The sequence below is a fragment of the Thermoflexus sp. genome (assembly GCF_040289485.1).
Classification (GTDB): domain Bacteria; phylum Chloroflexota; class Anaerolineae; order Thermoflexales; family Thermoflexaceae; genus Thermoflexus.
The window spans coordinates 1-20,362 of sequence record NZ_PSLG01000011.1; the positions used below are offsets into that span (position 1 = coordinate 1).

General features: G+C 70.1%; 20 protein-coding genes and 2 riboswitches. Of the genes, 3 read left to right on the top strand and 17 right to left on the bottom strand.

The genetic code is table 11. From position 1 onward, the window contains the following. Positions 1-89 precede the first annotated feature (89 nt). The 14 genes from C4313_RS03230 to C4313_RS03295 all read right to left on the bottom strand — a co-directional run bounded on the left by C4313_RS03230 (position 90) and on the right by C4313_RS03295 (position 12,882). Positions 90-1,316: an ATP-binding cassette domain-containing protein gene (locus C4313_RS03230; RefSeq protein ID WP_352428437.1), complete on the bottom strand. Its 1,227-nt coding sequence runs from the start codon at positions 1,314-1,316 to the stop codon at positions 90-92. 107 nt (positions 1,317-1,423) lie between these two features. Beyond that, a complete protein-coding gene (gene speB, locus C4313_RS03235) occupies positions 1,424-2,413 on the bottom strand; it encodes an agmatinase (protein ID WP_352428438.1) in 990 nt (329 codons plus the stop codon). Positions 2,414-2,480: 67 nt separating this feature from the next. Continuing rightward, positions 2,481-2,954 (bottom strand): zinc ribbon domain-containing protein, encoded by a 474-nt coding sequence (locus tag C4313_RS03240; RefSeq protein ID WP_352428439.1) that lies wholly within the window; start codon positions 2,952-2,954, stop codon positions 2,481-2,483. A gap of 76 nt (positions 2,955-3,030) precedes the next feature. Further along, a complete protein-coding gene (locus tag C4313_RS03245; protein WP_352428440.1) occupies positions 3,031-3,663 on the bottom strand; it encodes a thiamine phosphate synthase in 633 nt (210 codons plus the stop codon). Between the two features lie 24 nt (positions 3,664-3,687). After that, positions 3,688-4,458, bottom strand: coding sequence for a thiazole synthase (locus C4313_RS03250; protein ID WP_503012443.1), 771 nt, complete (start codon positions 4,456-4,458; stop codon positions 3,688-3,690). 32 nt (positions 4,459-4,490) lie between these two features. Continuing rightward, entirely contained in the window at positions 4,491-4,718 is a 228-nt protein-coding gene (thiS, locus tag C4313_RS03255; RefSeq protein ID WP_352428442.1) for a sulfur carrier protein ThiS, read from the bottom strand. Between the two features lie 12 nt (positions 4,719-4,730). Continuing rightward, positions 4,731-5,897 (bottom strand): glycine oxidase ThiO, encoded by a 1,167-nt coding sequence (thiO, locus tag C4313_RS03260; RefSeq protein WP_352428443.1) that lies wholly within the window; start codon positions 5,895-5,897, stop codon positions 4,731-4,733. Between the two features lie 111 nt (positions 5,898-6,008). Beyond that, a riboswitch (TPP riboswitch) is annotated at positions 6,009-6,122 on the bottom strand. 38 nt (positions 6,123-6,160) lie between these two features. Next, on the bottom strand, positions 6,161-7,018 hold the full coding sequence (trpA, locus tag C4313_RS03265; protein ID WP_352428444.1) for a tryptophan synthase subunit alpha: 858 nt from the start codon (positions 7,016-7,018) through the stop codon (positions 6,161-6,163). Further along, the gene (gene trpB, locus C4313_RS03270) at positions 7,015-8,226 is read right to left on the bottom strand and encodes a tryptophan synthase subunit beta (protein WP_352428445.1); all 1,212 of its coding nucleotides are present in this window, start codon (positions 8,224-8,226) and stop codon (positions 7,015-7,017) included. Before trpB ends, trpA begins: the two co-directional genes overlap by 4 nt. After that, positions 8,214-8,912, bottom strand: a complete 699-nt coding sequence (locus C4313_RS03275; RefSeq protein ID WP_503012444.1) for a phosphoribosylanthranilate isomerase — start codon at positions 8,910-8,912, stop codon at positions 8,214-8,216. Before C4313_RS03275 ends, trpB begins: the two co-directional genes overlap by 13 nt. After that, positions 8,885-9,742: an indole-3-glycerol phosphate synthase TrpC gene (gene trpC, locus C4313_RS03280; protein ID WP_352428446.1), complete on the bottom strand. Its 858-nt coding sequence runs from the start codon at positions 9,740-9,742 to the stop codon at positions 8,885-8,887. The genes C4313_RS03275 and trpC overlap by 28 nt, the downstream gene beginning before the upstream one ends. A 26-nt stretch (positions 9,743-9,768) precedes the next feature. After that, positions 9,769-10,797, bottom strand: a complete 1,029-nt coding sequence (trpD, locus tag C4313_RS03285; RefSeq protein ID WP_352428447.1) for an anthranilate phosphoribosyltransferase — start codon at positions 10,795-10,797, stop codon at positions 9,769-9,771. Continuing rightward, the gene (locus C4313_RS03290) at positions 10,794-11,411 is read right to left on the bottom strand and encodes an anthranilate synthase component II (protein ID WP_352428448.1); all 618 of its coding nucleotides are present in this window, start codon (positions 11,409-11,411) and stop codon (positions 10,794-10,796) included. Before C4313_RS03290 ends, trpD begins: the two co-directional genes overlap by 4 nt. Continuing rightward, entirely contained in the window at positions 11,392-12,882 is a 1,491-nt protein-coding gene (locus tag C4313_RS03295) for an anthranilate synthase component I family protein (protein WP_352428449.1), read from the bottom strand. Before C4313_RS03295 ends, C4313_RS03290 begins: the two co-directional genes overlap by 20 nt. 464 nt (positions 12,883-13,346) lie before the next feature. Continuing rightward, positions 13,347-13,431: riboswitch (Fluoride riboswitch) on the top strand. Positions 13,432-13,469: 38 nt separating this feature from the next. Here C4313_RS03295 and C4313_RS03300 point away from each other — a divergent pair. The 3 genes from C4313_RS03300 to C4313_RS03310 are packed head-to-tail and all read left to right on the top strand — an operon-like array spanning position 13,470 to position 15,121. Then, complete coding sequence (locus C4313_RS03300) at positions 13,470-14,237, top strand: DUF6062 family protein (protein WP_352428450.1); 768 nt, start codon at positions 13,470-13,472, stop codon at positions 14,235-14,237. After that, positions 14,209-14,622, top strand: a complete 414-nt coding sequence (locus C4313_RS03305) for a hypothetical protein (protein ID WP_352428451.1) — start codon at positions 14,209-14,211, stop codon at positions 14,620-14,622. The genes C4313_RS03300 and C4313_RS03305 overlap by 29 nt, the downstream gene beginning before the upstream one ends. A gap of 13 nt (positions 14,623-14,635) precedes the next feature. Further along, a complete protein-coding gene (locus tag C4313_RS03310) occupies positions 14,636-15,121 on the top strand; it encodes a HEAT repeat domain-containing protein (protein ID WP_352428452.1) in 486 nt (161 codons plus the stop codon). 41 nt (positions 15,122-15,162) lie between these two features. Here C4313_RS03310 and pyrG read toward each other — a convergent pair whose 3' ends face one another. From pyrG to uvrA, 3 genes are all read right to left on the bottom strand, one after another. After that, positions 15,163-16,767, bottom strand: a complete 1,605-nt coding sequence (pyrG, locus tag C4313_RS03315; RefSeq protein WP_352428453.1) for a CTP synthase — start codon at positions 16,765-16,767, stop codon at positions 15,163-15,165. Between the two features lie 93 nt (positions 16,768-16,860). Continuing rightward, complete coding sequence (locus tag C4313_RS03320; RefSeq protein ID WP_352428454.1) at positions 16,861-17,235, bottom strand: roadblock/LC7 domain-containing protein; 375 nt, start codon at positions 17,233-17,235, stop codon at positions 16,861-16,863. Between the two features lie 75 nt (positions 17,236-17,310). Then, a complete protein-coding gene (gene uvrA, locus C4313_RS03325; protein ID WP_352428455.1) occupies positions 17,311-20,208 on the bottom strand; it encodes an excinuclease ABC subunit UvrA in 2,898 nt (965 codons plus the stop codon). Between the last annotated feature and the right edge of the window lie 154 nt (positions 20,209-20,362).

The window sequence follows — 20,362 nt, forward strand, 5'->3', positions numbered from 1 at the left end:
TGCCCCGCGGCCGGCTCCGCCATCGGCCGACGGGGCCGCCGCGTCGTCCGCCGCCTCACAGCCCCTGCATCCCGAGCCACAGCCCGTCCTCACCGACGGCGCTGGACGATCAGGGAGAGCAGTACAAAGGTCAACGAGACACCGAAAAGCAGCGAGGAGATCGCGTTGAGCTCGGGGGTGATGCCCAGGTGCACCTTGGAATACAGCAGGACCGGCAGCGGGGTGGACCCCGGTCCGGTCACGAAGAAGGTGATCACGAAATCGTCGATGGAGAGGGTGAAGGCCATCAACGCCCCGCCCAGGATCCCCGGCGCCAGCAGCGGCAAGGTGACCCGCCGGAAGGTCTGCCACTCGCCGGCCCCTAGGTCCTGGGCCGCCTCCTCCAGGGTGCAGTCGTAGGTGGCCAGCCGCGCCCGCACGATCACATACACGAACGGCACACAAAAGGCGATGATCACCCCGCTGTAGCGGTTCGGTGTCCCCTCCGGAGCCTCCCGGCTGAGGCGGATCCGCTCCGGCCGCAGGGCCACCGTCACCGCCTGACCGCGGACCACCCCTCCGGGCGGCGGGGCGGCCAGGATCGACAGACCCTCCACCTTGACCCGGACCCAGCCCTCCGCATGGTCCACGACCTTCCCTTCCAGGAAGTTGGTCTCGCCGATGAAGTCGGCCACAAAGTGGGTGGCGGGATGCTCGTAGATCTCCACCGGCGTCCCCACCTGCAGCACCCGCCCCTGGTTCATCACCGCGATGCGGTCGGACATGGTCATCGCCTCTTCCTGATCGTGGGTCACATAGATGAAGGTGATGCCGACCTGATGCTGCAGGGTCTTCAGTTCCAGCTGCATCTCCTTGCGCAACTTCAGGTCCAGCGCCTGGGCCAGGGCGACCCGCTGCTGCTGCCCCCCCGAGAGCTGGCGAGGATAGCGGTCCTCTAGGCCGGCGAGCCGGACCAGCTGCAGGGCCTCGGCCACCCGCCGCCGGATCTCATCCCGCGGCAGGCGTTTCATCTCCAGGCCGAAGGCCACGTTCTCGAAGACGGTCATGTGGGGGAAGAGGGTGTAATGCTGGAAGACTGTGTTCACCGGGCGGTGGAAGGGCGGAACCTCGTTCATCCGCTGGCCCTTGATGTAGATCTCGCCGGCGGTGGGCCGTTCGAACCCGGCGATCATGCGAAGGGTGGTGGTCTTCCCGCACCCCGAAGGCCCGAGGAGGGAGAAGAACTCCCCGTCCCGGATCTGCAAGCTGACCCCGTGGACCGCTTCGACCTCCCCAAAGCGCTTGGTGACGTCCCGCAACTCGACCGCGAACACCATCCCCTGCCCCTCCTGAACATGGCATGCGCGCCGTCGCCCCGTCCGGGGCGCCTGCCTTGCGGCGGACCTCAGGGAAAGCGACGGGGGGTCGCTTACCGCGCCATGACTCAAAGGCCCTCCGGGCGGCCCCCGAGGAGGGCGATCCCAGGCATCCCCTCACGGCGGCGGACCGCCAGCAAGGCCAGGACCTCGTAGACCACGTTGGCGGCCAGCAGGGCGGTGATCCCTCCGGGATCGTAGGCCGGGAGCACCTCCACGACATCCGCCCCCACCATCGGCAGCCCCGCCAGCCCCCGCAGCAACGCGAGCCCCTCCCAAGAGGCGAAGCCCCCGACCTCCGGCGTGCCCGTGCCCGGCGCATACGCCGGGTCGAAGAAATCGATGTCCACGGAGAGGAACGTCGGGCGGTCCCCCACCCGCCGCAGGATACGGCGAACCACGGCGTCCAGGCCCAAGGCCCGGACCTCCGCGGCGGAGAGGATCTCCAGGCCCAGATCGCGGGCGGCTTGCCAGTCTGCCGGGCCGTAGAGGGGCCCCCGCAGGCCGACCTGGATCGAGTGTTCCGGGCGGATGAGGCCTTCCTCCGCCGCGCGCCGGACGACGGTGCCATGAGTGTATCGATGGCCGAAATAGGCGTCCCAGGTGTCCGGATGGCTGTCGAACTGGACGAGGGCAACGGGGCCGTAGGCCGCAGCGACCGCCCGCAACTCGCCGAGGAGCACCGAGTGGTCGCCGCCCAAGCCGATGGGGATCACCCCGGCCGTCGTCAGCGGGGTGAGGAAATCAGCGATCCGGCGGAGGGAATCCTCGATGAAGCCGGGAGCCACTGGCGCATCCCCGTAGTCGACGATGGAGAGATGCTCGAAGAGATGGACCCCGAGGAACGGGTGATAGGGGCGGAGGAGGACGGAGGCGCTGCGGATGGCCTCGGGCCCGAAGCGGGCCCCCACACGGAAGGTCGCCCCGGTGTCGAAGGGCAGCCCCACGATGGCCACGTCCATGCCCTCAGCCGTCGACACATGGGGCAGGCGCATGAACGTCCGGATGCCGGCGAAACGGGGGAACTCCAGCGCGTCAGGGGGCTGATACCCTCTCATCCGGATCCTCCACCCGACAGAATGCCCGGGCGCCCTCCCGCCTTCCCCCGTCCCGAGCCCCGCCCCCCTATGGCGGGGATCCCCGGACGGCGCGGGTCACCGTCGGGGAGGGCGCCGGGGCGCCCAGGCCGATTCCACAATAAGGACACACCGTCCACTCCAGAGACAACGGGCGCTGACAGCGGGGGCACAGTTGCTTGAGCCGGGTGTGGCAATAGGGGCAGACGATGAACTCCGCCTTCACCCGGCGGCCGCACCCCGGACATTGCTCGATCTCCTCCAGGCTCTGCAGGATCAGTTCCTCCTCCAGGGCCCGTTCGTAGGCCTCCGCCAATGTCTCCCGGGGCCGCAGGATCAGGTAGATGAGCAGCCCGGGGAGGTTGAGCACAGCCACCAGCAAGGTGGCCAACAACTGGGTCGGCAGGTCCCGGGTCCGCGCGCGGATGTCGCGGAAGGTCCAGATCACCATGCTCAGCCAGAAGGCGGCGACGGTGGCCCCCAGGAAGGCAATGGGCAGCAGGATCAGATCCGTAAGATCCATCGAGCTCGCGTCCTTTCGCAGGATCGCCGTCCTCGGATAGGGGAATTATAGAGGGGATGCCAGAGGAAGGCAACGCTCACCGCGAACCCAGGGCCTCCCGATAGGCCTGTATCACCGCCCTCGGATCCGCCGCGGCCATGACGCTCCCCAACGCCGCCACCCCGGCGGCGCCGGCTTCCAGGCAACGGCGCGCGTTCTCCGGGGTGACGCCGCCGAGGGCGATCACTGGCAGCGGGACCGCTGTGGCCACCTGACGGAGGACCTCCAGCCCCAGGGGCGGGCCGTAATCTGGCTTGCTGATGGAAGGGAAGATGGGGCTCAGGGTGATGTAATCGGCCCCGGCCTCCGCCGCCCGCTGGGCCTCTGCCAGGGAATGGACGGAGACCCCGATCCAGCGCCCGGGGCCCAGGCGCCGCCGGGCTTCGGCCACAGGGACCCCCTGCGGCAGATGGACCCCATCGGCCCCGCAGGCCGCCGCCACTTCCACAGCGGCGTTGACCATCACCACCGCGCCATACCGCCGGGCCCGCTCCAGGACCCCCCGCACCACCTCGGCCAACGCCGGGTCGGGGAGGTCCTTCTCCCGCACCATCAGCCAGCGGGCCCCGGCCGCCAGGATCTCCTCGATGAGATCCAACAGGGACCGGCGGGCCTGATGGCGGTCGGTGATCACCAGCAACGGCGGGTCGGGCAGCGCGATCCGCCCCATCCCGGGCTCCCTGGCCAGGGCCGGCTACACCTCAATGCGGTCCTCCATCGGGCTGGAGGGGACAGCGTAAAGGCGGCGGGGGATGCGGCCGGCCTCGTAGGCCAGGCGGCCGGCCTCCACCGCCAGGCGCATCGCCCGCGCCATCTTCACCGGGTCCCGGGCCTGGGCCACCGCCGTGTTCAACAGCACCCCATCGCATCCCAGTTCCATGGCGATGGCCACATCGGAGGCCGTGCCCACCCCGGCGTCCACGATGACCGGCACCGTGCACATCTGGCGGATCAGACGGATGTTATAGGGGTTGAGGATCCCCATCCCGGAGCCGATGGGCGCCCCCAGCGGCATCACCGCCGCGCAACCGATGTCTTCCAGTTTCTTGCAGAGGATGGGATCGTCGTTGCAGTAGGGCAGCACCACGAAGCCGTCCTTCACCAACTGACGGGCCGCCTCCAGCAACTGCTCGACGTCCGGATACAGGGTCTCCTCGTCCCCGATCACCTCCAGTTTGATCCAGTTCGTCCCCAGGGCCTCCCGGGCCAGATGAGCGGTGAGGATCGCATCCCGCGCCGTGTAACAGCCAGCGGTGTTGGGCAGGATGAAATAACGGTCCCGCAACAGATCGTAGAGGTTCTCTCCATCCGCCCCCGGGCGGACCCGGCGGATGGCCACGGTCACGACCTCGGTCCCGCTGGCCTCCAGGGCGTCCAACATCACTTGGAGGTTCGGATAGCGGGCGGTCCCCAGGATCAGCCGCGAGCGAAAAGACCGCCCGGCGATCGTCAACGGCTCGCTCATGGGCATGCCTCCTTCACCAATCAGGAATCCGCTCAGCCGCCGGCCACCGCGTGGACCACCTCCACCCGGTCGCCGGGCTGCAGGTGGACCACGTCCCACTCGGAACGGGGGATCACCGTGGCGTTAACGGCCACGGCGATCCCCGGGCGGTCCGGATCCAGCCCCAGGTCCGCGAGCAGTTCTCGGACGGTCTGGGGCCGATAAGGATACGTCTGTCCGTTCACCACCAGCGTCGCCTCGGTCGGTCCCTCACGGATCATCGGTCGTCCTCCTCAGGGACGGGCGGATTCGTTTTCCGCCGACATCGCCTGCACCACCCTCGTCCGCTGAAAGCGGTCCAACGTGAAGGGCCGGGCGATCTCCGGGAGCGCCCCGTGGACGATGAGCTGATGGATGGCGTAAGCGGTGATCGGGGCCAGGAGGATGCCGTTGCGGTAGTGGCCGGTGGCCATGATCAACCCCTCCACGGCCGTCGGGCCCAGGATGGGGGCGTCGTCGCGGCTCCCCGGCCGGAAGCCGACCCACATCTCCACGATGGGGCACTCGTCGATCCCTGGGAGGATCTCCCAAGCGCCCCGCAACAGCCGGAAGATCCCTCCAGCGGTGAGGCTGGCGTCGAACCCCTTCTCTTCCACTGTCGCCCCGATGAGCAGCCGGCCATCCCGCCGGGGCACCAGGTAGGCCTCTCGCCCCCAGACCACATGCCGGAGCAGGGGCGCCTCCGGGGGCATCTGAACGGCGAGCATCTGGCCCTTCACCGGGCGAACCGGAGGGCGGACCGTCTCGGGGAGGCCCGGGATCTGGGCGGACCAGGCGCCGGCGGCCAGGACCACCACCCGGGCCTCCAAGAAGCCCCGCTGCAGGCGCACCCCCAGGACCCGATCGGCTTCGATGACGATGCCGGTGACCTCGGTGTGCTCCCGCAGGCGCCCGCCGGCCCGGCGGAAGGCCTCGATCAGCGCCCGGGCGACCTTCCGGTTATCCACCTGGTGATCCAGCGGGCTGTAGATGGCGGCCACCACGCGCCGGGAGAGGTGCGGCTCTAGCCGCCGGGCCTCCTCCCCGGAGAGCCACTCGGTGGGCAGGTTCTGGCGTTTCTGGAAATCGTAGAGGAACCGCAGCCGGGCGGCGTCGTCCCGATCCAGGGCCACCACCAGCGTGCCCTCCTCCCGATAATCCACCGACATCCCGGCGGCGGCCTCCAGCTCGCCGGCGAAATCGGCCCACATGCCGCGGCTGGCGCGCAGCAACGGGAGGAGCCCTTCCTCGCCGGGCTCCGCCTCGGCGTGCGGGGCCAACATCCCCGCAGCCGCCCAGGTGGCCGCGAGCCCCGCCCCGCCGCGTTCCAGGATGGTCACCGGGTAGCCGGAACGGGCCAGGAACCAGCCGATGGAGAGCCCGCAGATCCCCCCACCCACGATCACGATCTCCTCGGGCATCGCGGCCTCCTGGCGAAGGCTAGGGAGCCGTCGGGAGGGATCCGGGAGGCTGGTGTGGGAGGGGATGCCGCAGGCGCGCCCGTGTTCCCTCCGGGGTCCCCACAAAGTCCAAAGGACTTGGTGGGGTGCCCCTCCGCCGGCATGATCCGGATCAGGTTCCAGGGGTCGACGGCGGATCCGGCCGTCCTCTCAGCCCGGCTCACCCGGACTCCCCCAACGGACCTGCGCCCTCTTTGGGTTTTAGATCCAACGGGCGCCCCCCGTCAAGTTTCCGGATCGCCCTCCCAGGACGGCACGGCGCAACGGGGGGGCGCGCCGGTCCGCACGGCCGCCCGACGCAGGTCGGCCACAAAGGCCTGCAGGGCCTCGCGGTCGAACCCACAGGCTTCCCCATGCTGGATCAGGGCGCTGCCGATCACGACCCCATCCGCTTCCCGGGCCAGGGCCGCCACCTGTTCCGGCCGCGAGATCCCGAAACCCACCGCCACCGGGACCCCCTCGGCGGCCCCCCGGGCCCGTCGCAGATGGTCAACGACCTCCTCGGGCAGCCGCTCTCGAACGCCGGTGATGCCGGTGACCGAGACCAGATACAGAAAGCCGGTGGCCGTCGCGGCCAGGGCCCGCAGCCGGGGATCCGGCGTGGTCGGCGCGGCCAGAGGCACCCACGCCAGGCCGGCGGCCTCCGCCGCCGCCCGGAAGGGCGCGCTCTCCTCCAGCGGGACGTCCGGGAGGATGACCCCATCCCCCCCGGCCCGTCGGGCAGCCTCCATAAAGGCCGAAAGGCCCCACGCCAGCACCGGGTTCACATACGTCATCAGGCAGAGGGCTTGCCGCACCCCAGCCCCACGGATGCGAGCCACCGCCTCCAGCACGGCCGGGGTTCGCACCCCATGCTGCAGCGCCCGATGGGTCGCCCGCTGGATGGTCGGCCCATCGGCCAGGGGGTCCGAAAAAGGCACCCCCAGTTCGAGGGCATCGGCCCCGGCCTGAGCCAAGGCGACCACCACGGCGATGGAGGTCTCCAGATCCGGATAGCCCAGTGGCCAGTAGAGGACCAAAGCCGCCCGGCCCTCGGCCCGGGCCTGTTGAAACGCCCCCCGAACCGCCTCCTTCCCCCTCATCCCAGGGCCTCCCCCAGGGCCTTGGCCACGGTCTCCATATCCTTGTCCCCGCGGCCGGAGAGGTTGATCAGGATGGTCCCCCCGGGCCGCTCCTGGGCGATCCGCATGGCCTCGGCGACGGCGTGGGCAGACTCCAGGGCGGGGAGGATCCCCTCCAGCCGCGCCAGAGCCTGGAAGGCGGCCAGCGCCTCCGCGTCGGTGACCGCCGTGTAGCGCACCCGGCCCCGGTCCCGCAGCCACGCATGCTCCGGCCCCACCGCCGGGTAATCGAGCCCGGCGGAGATCGAATGCGTCTCCAGGATCTGACCCCATGGATCCTGCAGCACCATTGTGTGGCTCCCGTGCAGGACCCCCGGACGGCCCCGCACGGGATCCGCGAAGCGGGCGGCGTGGCGTCCCCCCGAGATCCCCTCCCCGCCCGCCTCCACCCCGACCAGCTCCACCGGATCATCCAGGAAGGCCGCGAACAGGCCGATGGCGTTGCTGCCGCCGCCCACACAGGCCACCGCCACCTCGGGCAGCCGGCCGATGGCCTCCAACGCCTGCGCCCGCGCCTCGGCCCCGATGACCGACTGGAAGGTGCGCACCATCAGCGGATATGGATGGGGGCCCAGGGCGGACCCCAACAGATAATGGGTGGTCCGAACGTTCGTCACCCAGTCCCGGATGGCCTCGTTGATGGCGTCCTTCAGGGTGCACGAGCCGGCCTCCACCGGGCGGACCTCGGCGCCGAGCAGACGCATGCGGAACACGTTGGGGCGCTGCCGGACCATGTCGGCGGCGCCCATGTAGATCACGCACTCCAGGCCCAGCAGCGCGCACGCCGTGGCGGTTGCCACCCCGTGCTGCCCCGCCCCGGTCTCGGCCACCACGCGGCGCTTGCCCAGACGCTGGGCCAGCAACGCCTGGCCCAGGGCGTTGTTGATCTTGTGGGCACCGGTGTGCGCCAGGTCCTCCCGTTTGAGCAGGATCCGCGCGCCGACGGCCTCGCCCAAGCGGCGGGCCTCGGTGAGGGGCGTGGGCCGCCCGACATAGGTGCGCAACAGGCGCTCGAACTCCGCCAGAAAGGAGGGATCCGCAAGGGCCTCCCAGAAGGCCGCCTCCAGTTCCTCCAGGGCGGGGATCACGGTCTCCGGGACGAAACGTCCTCCGTAAGGCCCAAAGTAGCCGGCGCGCGCCAGGGCCGGCGGCGGGATCAGCCGGAGCATGCCATGCCTCCTTCCGCCGAAGGGGCCCCGACCGCTGCCCACGCCGCCCGGGCGGTGGCGATAAACCGGCGCACCCGATCCGGATCCTTGCGCCCGGGCGCCTCCTCCACCCCGGAGGAGACGTCCACCCCCCACGGCCGGACCCGGCCGATGGCCTCGGCGACGGTCTCCGGCGTGAGGCCGCCGCCGAGCAGCAACCGGTGGATTCGGGCCCAAGCCGCCGCCAACGTCCAGTCCGCCGGGCATCCGGTGCCCCCATAGGCGTCCGGGGCCCAAGCGTCCACCCCCAGCGTCGGGCCGTCGAGCAGCCGCCCCCGATAGGGCTCGGGATCGATCGGCGCCCCCGGCCGCAGCCGGAGCACCTTATACGCCCGGCCCTCCAAGGCCTTCAGGGCCTCCGGCGGCTCGTCGCCATGCAACTGCGCCCAGTCCAGGCCCAGGGCCTCCAGCAAGGCGCGCACCCGCTCCACCGGCTCGTTGACGAAAACCCCCACCCGGCGCACGTGGGGAGCCTCCTGGCGCAGGATCTCACAGAGGGCCGCCACCCGCTCCGGGGGCACAAAGCGGGGGCTCCGAGGATACAGCACGAACCCCACCGCGTCGGCCCCGGCCTCGATGGCCACGCGGGCGTCCGCGAGGGTGGTGATCCCACAGATCTTCACGAACCCGATCCGCTCGCCGTCCATCCCGCCTCTCCATCCTCTGGGCCGTCGACCAGCGCCCGCACCCGGCGGGCGACAGCCTCCAGGTCGAAGCCCCCCGGCCGGATGCCGGCCTCCACCAGGGCCTCCCCGATGAGCACCGCATCGTAGCCCAGCCGACCCATGGCCCGGACATCAGCGGGGGTCCGCAGCCCGCTCTCGGCCACCGCCCGCACCCCCGGCGGGATGCAAGGCCGCAGCCGCGCCGAGACCGTGCGGTCGATGCGGAAAGTCCGCAGGTCCCGATGGTTGACGCCGATCCACCGGGCCCCTGCGGCCAGGGCCGCTTCCAGTTCCTCCTCCCGATGCACCTCCACCAGGGCGGCCATGCCCAGTTCCACCGCCAGAGCCAGCAGGTCCGCCAGCCGCGGCGGCTCCAGGACGGCCGCGATGAGCAAAACCGCATCGGCCCCCGCTGCCCGGGCCTCGTAAACCTGGTAAGGATGCACAAGGAAATCCTTCCGCAGGACCGGCGTCCCCGGACACGCCCGGCGCACCATCTCCAGATGGGCCAGGTCCCCCCGGAAAAACCGGGCGTCTGTCAGGACCGAGAGGGCGGCGGCTCCCGCCTGCACATACACCCGGGCCAGGGCCGCCGGGTCAGCGTCCGGGGCCAGATCCCCCCGTGAGGGGGAGGCCCGCTTCACCTCGGCGATCAGCGCCGGCCGGTCTCCTCGGCGCACCAGGGCCGCCGTGAAATCCAGGGGCGGCGGTACCGCCTCCGCCGCCGCGCGGACGGCCGGCAGCGGCCGTTCCCGCATCCGCTGGTCGAGCTCCTCCCGCTTCCAGGCCAGGATGGCCTGCAATCGATCCATCCGGCTCCTCCCTGCTCGATCCATCTTTACCCCCGCGCCGCGGCGAGGGCCTGGGTGTAAGCCACATAGCGCTCCAGGACCGCCAGGGCGGCCCCCTCCTGGAGGGCGCGCTCGGCCTGGAGCAGCGCCTCCCGGAGATCCTCCGCCCGTTCCGCCGCCAGCAGGGCGAAGGCCGCGTTCAGCACCACGGCCGTCCGGAGGGGCCCGTCCGCCCGCCCCTGCAAGAGGGCCCGCAGCCGCTGCGCGTTCTCCTCGGGGGTGCCGCCGCGCAGGGCCTCCAGAGGAACCCGGGGGATACCGTAGTCCGCGGGATCAAAGATCCAGGACCGGACACGGCCCCCCACGAACTCCGCCACCCGGACCGGCCCGTAGGGGACGATCTCATCCACGGGGCCGGCCCCGCACACCACGAAGGCATGGCGGCGGCCCAGCGCGCCCAGCACCTCGGCCAAGGGTTCCACCCATGCGGGGTCAAACACGCCCATCACCTGGTAAGGCACCTCCGCGGGGTTACACAGGGGGCCGAGGAGGTTGAAGATCGTGCGCACCCCGATCTCGCGGCGGGGCCCGATGGCGTGCTTCATGGCGGGGTGGAAGGCTGGGGCGAAGAGGAAAGCGAAGCCGATCTCCTCCAGGGCTCGGGCGGCCTGCTCCGGGGTGAGGTGGAGTTCCGCCCCCAGCGCCGCCATCACGTCGGCGCTGCCGCTGGGGCTGGAGACGGCGCGGTTGCCATGCTTGGCCACCGGCACCCCTGCCCCGGCCGCCACGAAGGCGGCGGCGGTCGAGAGGTTGAAGGTGCGGGCGCCGTCGCCGCCAGTGCCGCAGGTGTCCACTGCCTCCCCGGTGTAGGGCACGCGCTGCATCGCCCGCCGCATCGCCCGCGCGCACCCTACGATCTCCGGGACGGTTTCGCCTTTCATGCGCAGGGCGATGAGGAAGGCGCCGATCTGGGCCGGGGTGGCCTCGCCCCGCATGAGGGCGTCCATCGCCGCCTCGGCCTCCTCCGCGGACAGATCCTCCCGCCGTGTCAGTTTCGCGATCGCCTCCCGGATCATGGCTTCCCCCCTTCCGGATCTGAAGGGCTCTCGAGCGCCAGCCGAAGGAAATTCCAAAGGAGCCGTGCCCCCTCCGACGTGAGGACCGACTCCGGGTGGAACTGGATGCCGAAGGTCGGATGGCTGCGGTGGCGCAGGGCCATCACCTCCCCTTCAGGCGTGCGGGCGGTGACCTCCAGGACCTCGGGGAGGGGCTCAGCCACCAGCAGGGAGTGATATCGGCCGGCCATAAAGGGGTTGGGCAGGCCCTCGAAGAGGCCCCGGCCGTCGTGAAGGATCGGCGAGGCTTTGCCATGCATGAGCCGGCTGGCACGGACCACCCGGCCGCCGAAGGCCGCGGCGATGGCCTGGTGCCCCAGGCAGACCCCCAGGATGGGCACGCGGCCGCTCAGGCGGGCGATGACCGGCACGGTGATGCCGGCCGTCTCGGGCCGACCGGGCCCCGGCGAGATCACCACGGCCTTCGGTCGCAGCGCCGCCACCGCCTCGGCCGGGAGGGCGTCGTTGCGGACCACATGCAGGGGCATCGACGCGGCGGCTTCCGCCAGCAGCTGGCCCAACAATTGGACCAGGTTATAGGTGAACGAATCGTAGTTATCGATCACCAAGATCACGGCCCACCTCCGGATCGCCGTGGCTGAGGTCGACGGCCAGGCACATCGCCCGCGCTTTGTTCCACGTCTCCTCGGCCTCCCGCTCGGGGATGGAATCGGCGACGATGCCGGCCCCCGCCTGGACGATGGCCGTGTTCCCCTGCACCATCACGGTGCGGATGGTGATGCACCAGTCGGCGTTGCCCCTGGGGTCGAAATAGCCCACCCCGCCGGCGTAGGGGCCCCGCGCCTCCCCCTCCAGTTCGGCGATGATCTCCATGGCCCGCACCTTGGGGGCCCCTGAGACCGTCCCCGCGGGAAAGGTGGCGGCCAAGGCGTCGAAGGCATCGCACCCCGGGCGCAGCCGGCCGCGCACCGTGGAGACCAGGTGCATCACCTGGGAGTAGCGCTCCACCACCATCCACTCGTCCACCCGCACCGTGCCGTAGGCGCACACACGGCCCAGATCGTTCCGTCCCAGATCCACCAGCATCACGTGCTCCGCCTGCTCCTTGGGATCAGCCCGCAGTTCCGCCTCCAGCGCCTGGTCCTCCGCCGGGGTCCGCCCCCGGGGCCGTGTCCCCGCGATCGGGCGGACGGTCGCTTCTCCGCCCTCTACCCGCACCAGCATCTCCGGCGAGGCCCCGATCAGGGCCAGGTCCTCCCCACCCCGCCCCATCCCCGGCAGGTGAAGGAAGAACAGATAGGGAGAGGGGTTCAGCCGCCGCAGCGTCCGGTAAATGGCGAAAGGGGAGACCGCGATGGGGCGGCTCCAGCGTCGGGAGAGCACGATCTGGAAGGCCTCCCCTGCGGCGATCTCCGCCTGGGCCCGCTCCACCATCCGGCAGAAGGCCGCCACCGGCGTGTGGGCCTTCCAAGAAGAAGCCGGGGCCGAGGGCTGCAGGGCCGGCTCCTCCGGCGGCGGCCCCTCCGGCAGCCGTTCCAGCAACGCCTCCAGGCGGGCCTCCGCCTCGGCCTCTTCCCCCGGAGCAACCCAGGCGAACAGCGAGAGGGTCTGGGTGACATGATCGAAGGCCAACAGGGTGCCCATCTGCATCAACACGGCGTCCGGGAAAGCCAGATCCTGGGATGGGGCGCGGGGCACGCGGTCGAAGAAACCGGCCATCTCATAGCCCAGGTAGCCGGCCAGGCCACCGATGAAGCGGGGGAGCGGCTCGTCCCCCGACGCCGCCTCCAGTTCCGCTAGGGCCTCCCGCCAGACGGCGAAGGGGTGGACGCGGGCCAGATCGTGGATCCGCGTCCCCTGAGACGAGCGCTCGATCATCTGCCGCTCGTGCACGCAGTAAATCCGCACCGGCTCCAGCCCGATGAACGAGTAACGGGCGAGATAGGCCCCGCCCTCCACGCTTTCAAAGAGGAAAGCGGGCCCTCGGGGCCGGAGGGCCCGATACAGGCGGATGGGCGTCCACATGTCGGCCGGCCGCGTGATGTGGACCAATCGACGCAGCCGCTCCGATGTCCGGATCCGCATCCTCCACCTCCTCCGATCTGCCGGGTGCGCGATCCTGGAAAAAAGGCGCCCGCCCCCCTTGAGGGACGGGCGCCGCGATGGCCCCGTGGTGCCACCCTCCTGAGGCCGGCCTCTTGGCGCCTCCTGGAAACAAAACACCCCCGTCGGTGAGACGAGGGTGTTCAGGTCGGCCAGCCCCACTCCTTCACGGGGACGGGATGGTTCCCCATCCGATCCCCTCCGCCCAGATAACGGTGGCGGCTCCGGCCCAGACTACTGGGGGCACTCCCGGCGCCCCGTTCGCCCGGCGACTCCCGGGCCCATTCGGCCTCGGCGTGCGCAGCGGGCTTCCACCCCAACCCCGCCTCTCTGGGCGCCGGCCCGAGGCCTACTCCTCCCGTTCGTCGTCTTTCGGTATGGAGTTTGGGCATAACTATAGCCGAACCCCCCGATCTTGTCAAGTTCACGCCCCCTGGGTATCATGGCTCTCAAACGGCGATGAGGCTCGCCGGCGGGGGGAGTCCCCGCGAACCGCTGCGCCGAGGCGCGGCTGATAGCCTCTATCCCCGAAGGGGATAGAGGCTTTTTTGTTCGGGAGGTTCGACCCGATGGGCTGGGGGATCGCCAACGTGAAGCACGCCATGAGGCAGCCGGGCTGCCCCCTTTGCCGCCTTTGCCGGGAGGCCGAGCGGCGTTATCTGGAGAACCTGTTGTGGGAGAACGTGAACGATCCGGCCACCCGAGCCCAGTGGACGGCCGGCTTGGGGTTCTGCCCTCGCCACGCGTGGCAACTGCAGCGCATCGAGGCCCACCGATATGGGGATGGCCTGGGGAACGCCATCCTGTATGAGGACCTCCTCCAACGGGTGATCCCAGCGTTGGAGGCGATGGTCCCGGGGCCTGGGGCCGCGCCGGAGCCGATCTGGCGACGGCTGGCCCGCGCCCTCGGCCGGGTGGCCCCTGCAGAGGGCCACAAGGAGGCCGCGCCGGGCCTGCAGGGGCGCCAGCGTTGCCGGGTGTGCCGGTTGGCCGAAGACACCGCCTGTGCCTATGCCGACTGGCTGATCGAGGGCCTGGCCGAGGCCGAGATCCGAGAGATCTATCGGAACTCGGACGGCTTGTGCCTGCCCCACCTGCGGCTGGTCCTGGCCCGGGGGCGAAGCCGCTCTCCTGAAGCCATCCAGTGGCTGGCCGAGGAGACAGTCCGCCGCCTGCGGGCCCTGCTGGCGTGCTTGCGGGAATACATCCGCAAACACGATTGGAACCATCGCCACGAACCCATGCGCCCGGAGGAACGGCGCGCCTGGATCCGGGCGGCGGCCTTCTTCGCCGGTGAGGAGGGAGCCGATGATCCGCTGGACGATCGAGGTGGATGAGGAGACCGCCCGACGGTGGCAGGCGCTTTGGGAGGCCCGGGGGCTGGATGTCCAGGAGGGGCTACGCTATCTCCTGAGCCTGGGGGCCGCCTATATCGAGGGCCAGCTCACCCTGAGGGGGGTGGCGGCCGGCACCCGCTCCCCGGAAGAGGTCGAGCGGCTGATCCGGCGCCTGATCGAGATGGAAGGCCGCTATGCGGTGATGAAGTTCCGCCTGTTCCAGGCCGAGCAGGCCCTGCAGCGATGGGAGCTGAGCCATGGGGCCATCGAGGCCATGAGCACTGGGCTCCAGGAGGTGGTCCGGCGCCTCCAGGAAGAGAACGCCCGACTCCGCGAGGCCCTTCGCCAACTGCAGGAGAGAGGTTCGCCTTCCTCTTCGGAATGAAGGAGGCTCAGCCATGGAACACCTCACCCGGTTCTGCCCGAACTGCTGGGAGGAACTCCCCCCGGAGGCCCAGGGGATCTGTCCGGCCTGTGGGCGCCCTCTGGACGAGGCGGATGGGTTCCTGGAGAAACTCCTTCGCGCCCTCTGGCATCGGGAACGAACCCGGGCCGCTTTGGCCGCCACCCTCCTCGGCCGCCTGGGCCAGCCGGAGGCGGTGCCGGCCCTGGTGGAGGCGGCCCTCCATCATCCCGACTTCGGGGTTCGGGCAGCGGCCGTCCACAGCCTGGGCCTCCTTCGGGATCCCCGAGCGCTCCCGGCCTTCATGATCCTGCTCCGAGAGGAGAGCCCTTTGCCCGTCCGTCTGGCGGTGGTGGAAGCGGTGGCGGGTTGGACAGACGAACGGGCCCGGGCCGTGCTGCGTGCTGCTCTCCACGATCCTTCCGCCGTGGTGCGGGAGCGCGCCCGCGCCCTCTACCATGGGGCCCCCGCCGAGGCATAACGGTTCAAGCAAACCACCACGGGCATGGGACGCGGGGAGGATCAATCCAGGCGCGCCGCCGCGGCGGCGATGAAGGCCTTGAACAGGGGATGCGGGCGGTTGGGCCGGCTTTTGAACTCCGGATGGAACTGGGTGCCGACCATAAAGGGGTGATCGGCCAGTTCCACGATCTCCACCAGTCGCCCGTCGGGGGATAGCCCGCTGAGCACCAGCCCGGCCCGCGTCAGGAGGTCGCGGAAGGCGTTGTTGAACTCGAAGCGATGGCGGTGGCGCTCGTAGACCCGCTCGACCCCGTAGGCCTGGGCCGCCTTGGTCCCCGGCACCAGCACGCACGGATACGCCCCCAGCCGCATCGTGCCCCCCAGGTCGGTGATGTCCCGCTGCTCCGGCAACAGGTCGATCACTGGGTAGCGAGTGTGGGGATTGAACTCCGTGCTGTTGGGCTCGTCGGAGCCCAGGACGTGGCGGGCCAGTTCGATGACCATCACCTGCATCCCCAGGCACAGCCCTAGGTAAGGGACCTTGCGCTCGCGGGCGTAGCGGGCGGCCAGGATCTTGCCCTCGATCCCTCGGTAGCCGAAGCCCCCCGGCACCACGATGCCATGGGCCCGCTCCAGGCGGTCCCACGCCCGGCCGTGCTCCAGGTCCTCGGCCGCGATCCATTCGATCTGGACGTCCACGCCGACGGCCACCCCCGCATGGATGAGGGCCTCCCGCACGCTCAAATACGCGTCGTGGAGGTCCACGTATTTCCCGACCAAGGCGATGGGCAGTTTCTCCTTCGGGCGCTTCATCTCGCTCACCATGCGCGCCCACTCCGTCCAGTCCGGCGCCCGGGCGGGGAGGCCGAGCCGCTGCACCACGAAATCCCCCAGGCTGGCCTCCTCCAGCATCAGGGGGACCTCGTAGAGGATCTTGGCCGTGGGGAGCGGGACCACCGCCCGCAGGTCCACATCGCAAAAGAGGGCGATCTTCTCCCGCAGGCCGTCGGGGATAGGGTGGTCGGCCCGGGCGATGATGGCGTCGGGCTGGATGCCCACGCTGCGCAGCGTGTTGACGCTGTGCTGGGTGGGCTTGGTTTTCAGTTCGCCGGTGGCCCCGATGTAAGGGAGCCAGGTCACGTGGATGTAGAGGACGTTGTCCCGCCCCACATCCCGCCGCATCTGGCGGATGGCCTCCAGGAAGGGGAGCCCCTCGATGTCCCCCACCGTCCCGCCCACCTCCACGATGACCACGTCGGGGTCCTGGTGGGCTTTGGCCACCAGGCCGATGCGCCCCTTGATCTCGTTGGTGATGTGGGGGATGACCTGGACGGTGCCGCCGAGATAATCACCCCGGCGCTCCTTGGCGATCACCTCGGCGTAGATCTGGCCGGTGGTGACGTTGCTGGCACGGGTGAGGTTCTCGTCGATGAACCGCTCGTAGTGTCCCAGGTCCAAGTCGGTCTCGGCCCCGTCCTCGGTGACGAAGACCTCCCCGTGCTGGAACGGGTTCATGGTCCCGGGGTCCACATTGATGTAGGGATCCAGTTTCTGGATGGCCACCCGCAAGCCGCGGGCCTTCAACACACGACCCAAGGCGGCAGCGGCCACCCCCTTGCCCACGCTGCTGACCACCCCGCCGGTGCAGAAGATGTATTTGGTCATCCAGACCTCCCCCGCCGTCCCTTAGCCACAAAAATCGATGGGGAGGGCTGGCGGGCCGCTCCCCATCGAAGGCGCAACGGATCCATCGCCCCCTTACCCCATCAGTTTGGCCAGGTCCTGGGCCGCCCGGCGCATCTCCAAGAAGACCAGGCCGAGCTTGGCGTTCTCCCGGGCCAGGACAGTGAGGACGGCCTCCTGGCCCACGGCCATCAGGATCACGTAGCCGTTGGAACCGTGCACGTAGACCTGGTCGAGGTTCCCGCGGCCGAGCTCCCCAGCGATGCGCTCCCCGAGGGAGAGCATCGCCGCTGACATCGCCGACACCCGGTCCTCCTCCACGTCCCGGGGCAGGGCCGAGGCGATGATCAGCCCGTCCACCGAGACCAGGGCCGAGGCTTCGATATCGGGGGTGCCGGACTGGAGATCCTTCAACCGCTGGACGATCAGATCGGTGCGGGATTTGGCCATCGGCGGCGCTCCACCGCAGAGGGTTCACCATCCCCTATGGTATCCCAAAGCCGAGAGAGAGGCAAGACGGCTGGCTCAGGGCCGCCGCCGGCCGTTGCGGGGGGCCGAGCCCTCCCGGAGGACCCGGCGCAGGAACTGGCCGGTGTAAGAGGCCTCCACGCGGGCCACATCCTCGGGGGTCCCCTCGGCCACGATCGCGCCGCCCCGCTCGCCGCCCTCCGGCCCCAGGTCAATGATCCAGTCGGCCACCTTGATGACGTCCAGGTTGTGCTCGATGACGATCACGGTGTGTCCCTGGTCCACGAAGCGCTGTAACACCTCAATCAGCCGCTGGACGTCGGCGGCGTGCAGGCCCACCGTGGGCTCGTCCAGGATGTAAAGGGTGTGGCCGGTCGGCCGGCGGGAGAGCTCCTTGGCCAGTTTCACCCGCTGGGCCTCCCCGCCGGAGAGGGTGGGGGCCGGCTGGCCCAGCCGGATGTAGCCCAGGCCCACGTCCCGCAGGGTCTGCAGCTTGCGCCGGATGGCAGGGAAAGCCTCGAAGAAGGCGTAGGCCTCGTCAACAGTCATGTTGAGGACGTCGGCGATGCTCTTCCCCCGGTAGCGGATCTGCAGGGTCTCTTTGTTGAAGCGGGCCCCCCGACAGACCTCGCAGGTCACAAAGACGTCCGGGAGGAACTGCATCTCGATCTGGATCTGCCCCTGGCCCTCGCAGGCCTCGCAGCGTCCTCCCTTCACGTTGAAGGAGAAACGCCCGGGTCCGTAGCCCCGCAGCCGGCTCTCCGGCAGGCTGGCAAAGAGATCCCGGATGTCGGTGAAGACCCCTGTGTAGGTGGCGGGGTTGGAACGGGGCGTGCGGCCGATGGGGGACTGGTCGATGTTGATCACCTTGTCGATGAACTCGACCCCCTCGATGGCCTCGTGGGCCCCCGCCGGCTCCCGGGACCCGTAGAGGATCTGGGCCAGGCGCTTGTAGAGGATCTCCACCACCAGGGTGCTCTTGCCGGAGCCGGAGACCCCCGTGACGCAGATGAAGCAACCCAGGGGGAAGCGGACGTCGATGTTCTTGAGGTTGTGGGCCCGTGCCCCCCGCACGATCAGGGCGCGGCCGTTCCCCGGACGCCGCCGGGGCGGGATCGGGATGGTCAGGCGCCCGGCCAGATAGGCCCCGGTCAGGGAGCGGCGGTTGCGCATGATCGCCTCCACCGTCCCCTGGGCCACCACGTAGCCGCCGTGCTCCCCGGCCCCGGGGCCCAGATCAATCACCCAGTCGGCGGCCCGGATCATCGCCTCATCGTGCTCCACCACCAGCACCGTGTTCCCCAGGTCGCGCAGGCTCTTCAAGGTGCGGATCAGCCGCTCGTTGTCCCGCGGATGCAGGCCGATGCTCGGCTCGTCCAGGACGTAGAGCACCCCAGTCAACTGGCTGCCGATCTGGGTGGCCAGGCGGATCCGCTGGGCCTCGCCCCCCGAGAGGGTGGACGTGGGCCGGTCCAGGGTCAGGTAGTCCAACCCCACGTCGACCATGAAGCGCAGGCGGTTGTGCAGTTCCCGAAGGACCTGGCCGACGATGGCCAGCCGCCGCTCGTCCAAGGCCGGCGGCCGGCCGTTCCCTCCGCGCAGGGACTCGATCCACGCCATGGCCTCCACCACGGACATGCGGGTGACCTCGTAGATGTTCTTGCCGGCCACGGTGACCGCCAGGGCCTCCGGGCGCAGCCGGGCGCCGCCGCAGGCCGGGCAGGGCCGCTCGCTCATCCATCCCTCCACCCGGGCCCGGAACAGATCAGAGGTGCTCTCCTCATACCGCCGGCGCAGGTTGGGGATCACACCCTCGAAGGGCGCCTCGTAGGTCCTCCAGGTCCCGTCCCGGGCCAGATACCGGACCGGGATGCGGACCTCCCCGGCCCCGTAGAGAAGGAGATGCAGTTGCTCAGGGGTCAACTGGCGCACCGGGACGTCGGTGGGGATGCCGAAGGCGCGGCAGGCGGCCTCCAGCAGTTGCCAGTAGTAGCCGCCCTCCTCCGCACCGCCCCAGGCGACGATGGCCCCCTCGGCCAGCGAGAGGTCCTTGTTGGGGATGAGCAGGTCGGGGTCCAGCTCCAACTGGACCCCCAGGCCCTCGCAGGTCGGGCAGGCCCCCTTCGGGCTGTTGAAGGAGAAAAGCCGAGGCTCCAGCTCCGGCAGGCTGATGTTGCAGTAGGGACAGGCGAAGTGCTCGCTGAAGAGGAGATCCTCCGGTGGATCGGCCGAGGCGTTGTGCACGATGACCAGCCCGTCCCCCAGGCGCAGGGCCGTCTCCACCGAGTCCTGGAGCCGGGAGCGGTCAGCCCCGTCCCGCCGCACCACCAGACGGTCCACCACCGCCTCGATGTGGTGGATCTTGTAGCGGTCGAGTTCGATGGGCTCGTCAAGATCCCGGATCGTCCCGTCCACCCGAACGCGGACGAAGCCCATGCGGCGCAGTTCCTCGAAGACGGGGCCGTGATGCCCCTTGCGGCCACGGACGATGGGGCCCAGGATGAGGATGCGGCTGCCCTCGGGGAGGGCCAGGATGGCCTCGACGATCTGCTCGGGGCTCTGCTTCTGGACCTCCCGGCGGCAGCGGGGGCAGTGGGGGACGCCGGCCCGGGCGAACAGCAGCCGGAGGTAATCGTAGATCTCCGTCACCGTCCCCACCGTGGAGCGGGGGTTGTGGGAGGCGCCCCGCTGGTCGATGGAGATGGCCGGGGATAGGCCCTCGATCTGATCCACGTCGGGCTTCTCCATCAGCCCCAGGAACTGCCGCGCGTAAGCCGAGAGGGACTCGACGTAGCGCCGCTGGCCCTCGGCGTAGATGGTGTCGAAGGCCAGGCTGGACTTCCCGGAGCCGGAAAGCCCGGTGATGACCACCAGTTTGCCCCGGGGGATCTCCACGGTGATGTTCTTGAGGTTGTGCTCCCGAGCGCCTCGAACGATGATCTTGTCCTTTGCCATAGCGACCCCGCATCCCTCGCTTTCAGGCGGAGAGGGGCGAAGCCCCATGGGCCAAGGTGCGACGCAGACCGATGGTGGGCATTCTCTATCCTAACAGCATAGCACGAGCGGCCGCTCCCTTCCAACGAAAGCCGCGGGGAGCGCTTCCCGATGC

What these genes read in the sequence shown, in the direction of transcription:
- C4313_RS03230 (WP_352428437.1), bottom strand. Translation starts at nt 1,316, where the DNA reads ATGGTGTTCGCGGTCGAGTTGCGGGACGTCACCAAGCGCTTTGGGGAG.
- speB (WP_352428438.1), bottom strand. Translation starts at nt 2,413, where the DNA reads ATGAGAGGGTATCAGCCCCCTGACGCGCTGGAGTTCCCCCGTTTCGCC.
- C4313_RS03240 (WP_352428439.1), bottom strand. Translation starts at nt 2,954, where the DNA reads ATGGATCTTACGGATCTGATCCTGCTGCCCATTGCCTTCCTGGGGGCC.
- C4313_RS03245 (WP_352428440.1), bottom strand. Translation starts at nt 3,663, where the DNA reads ATGGGGCGGATCGCGCTGCCCGACCCGCCGTTGCTGGTGATCACCGAC.
- C4313_RS03250 (WP_503012443.1), bottom strand. Translation starts at nt 4,458, where the DNA reads ATGAGCGAGCCGTTGACGATCGCCGGGCGGTCTTTTCGCTCGCGGCTG.
- thiS (WP_352428442.1), bottom strand. Translation starts at nt 4,718, where the DNA reads ATGATCCGTGAGGGACCGACCGAGGCGACGCTGGTGGTGAACGGACAG.
- thiO (WP_352428443.1), bottom strand. Translation starts at nt 5,897, where the DNA reads ATGCCCGAGGAGATCGTGATCGTGGGTGGGGGGATCTGCGGGCTCTCC.
- trpA (WP_352428444.1), bottom strand. Translation starts at nt 7,018, where the DNA reads ATGAGGGGGAAGGAGGCGGTTCGGGGGGCGTTTCAACAGGCCCGGGCC.
- trpB (WP_352428445.1), bottom strand. Translation starts at nt 8,226, where the DNA reads ATGCTCCGGCTGATCCCGCCGCCGGCCCTGGCGCGCGCCGGCTACTTT.
- C4313_RS03275 (WP_503012444.1), bottom strand. Translation starts at nt 8,912, where the DNA reads ATGGACGGCGAGCGGATCGGGTTCGTGAAGATCTGTGGGATCACCACC.
- trpC (WP_352428446.1), bottom strand. Translation starts at nt 9,742, where the DNA reads ATGGATCGATTGCAGGCCATCCTGGCCTGGAAGCGGGAGGAGCTCGAC.
- trpD (WP_352428447.1), bottom strand. Translation starts at nt 10,797, where the DNA reads ATGATCCGGGAGGCGATCGCGAAACTGACACGGCGGGAGGATCTGTCC.
- C4313_RS03295 (WP_352428449.1), bottom strand. Translation starts at nt 12,882, where the DNA reads ATGCGGATCCGGACATCGGAGCGGCTGCGTCGATTGGTCCACATCACG.
- C4313_RS03300 (WP_352428450.1), top strand. Translation starts at nt 13,470, where the DNA reads ATGGGCTGGGGGATCGCCAACGTGAAGCACGCCATGAGGCAGCCGGGC.
- C4313_RS03305 (WP_352428451.1), top strand. Translation starts at nt 14,209, where the DNA reads ATGATCCGCTGGACGATCGAGGTGGATGAGGAGACCGCCCGACGGTGG.
- C4313_RS03310 (WP_352428452.1), top strand. Translation starts at nt 14,636, where the DNA reads ATGGAACACCTCACCCGGTTCTGCCCGAACTGCTGGGAGGAACTCCCC.
- pyrG (WP_352428453.1), bottom strand. Translation starts at nt 16,767, where the DNA reads ATGACCAAATACATCTTCTGCACCGGCGGGGTGGTCAGCAGCGTGGGC.
- C4313_RS03320 (WP_352428454.1), bottom strand. Translation starts at nt 17,235, where the DNA reads ATGGCCAAATCCCGCACCGATCTGATCGTCCAGCGGTTGAAGGATCTC.
- uvrA (WP_352428455.1), bottom strand. Translation starts at nt 20,208, where the DNA reads ATGGCAAAGGACAAGATCATCGTTCGAGGCGCTCGGGAGCACAACCTC.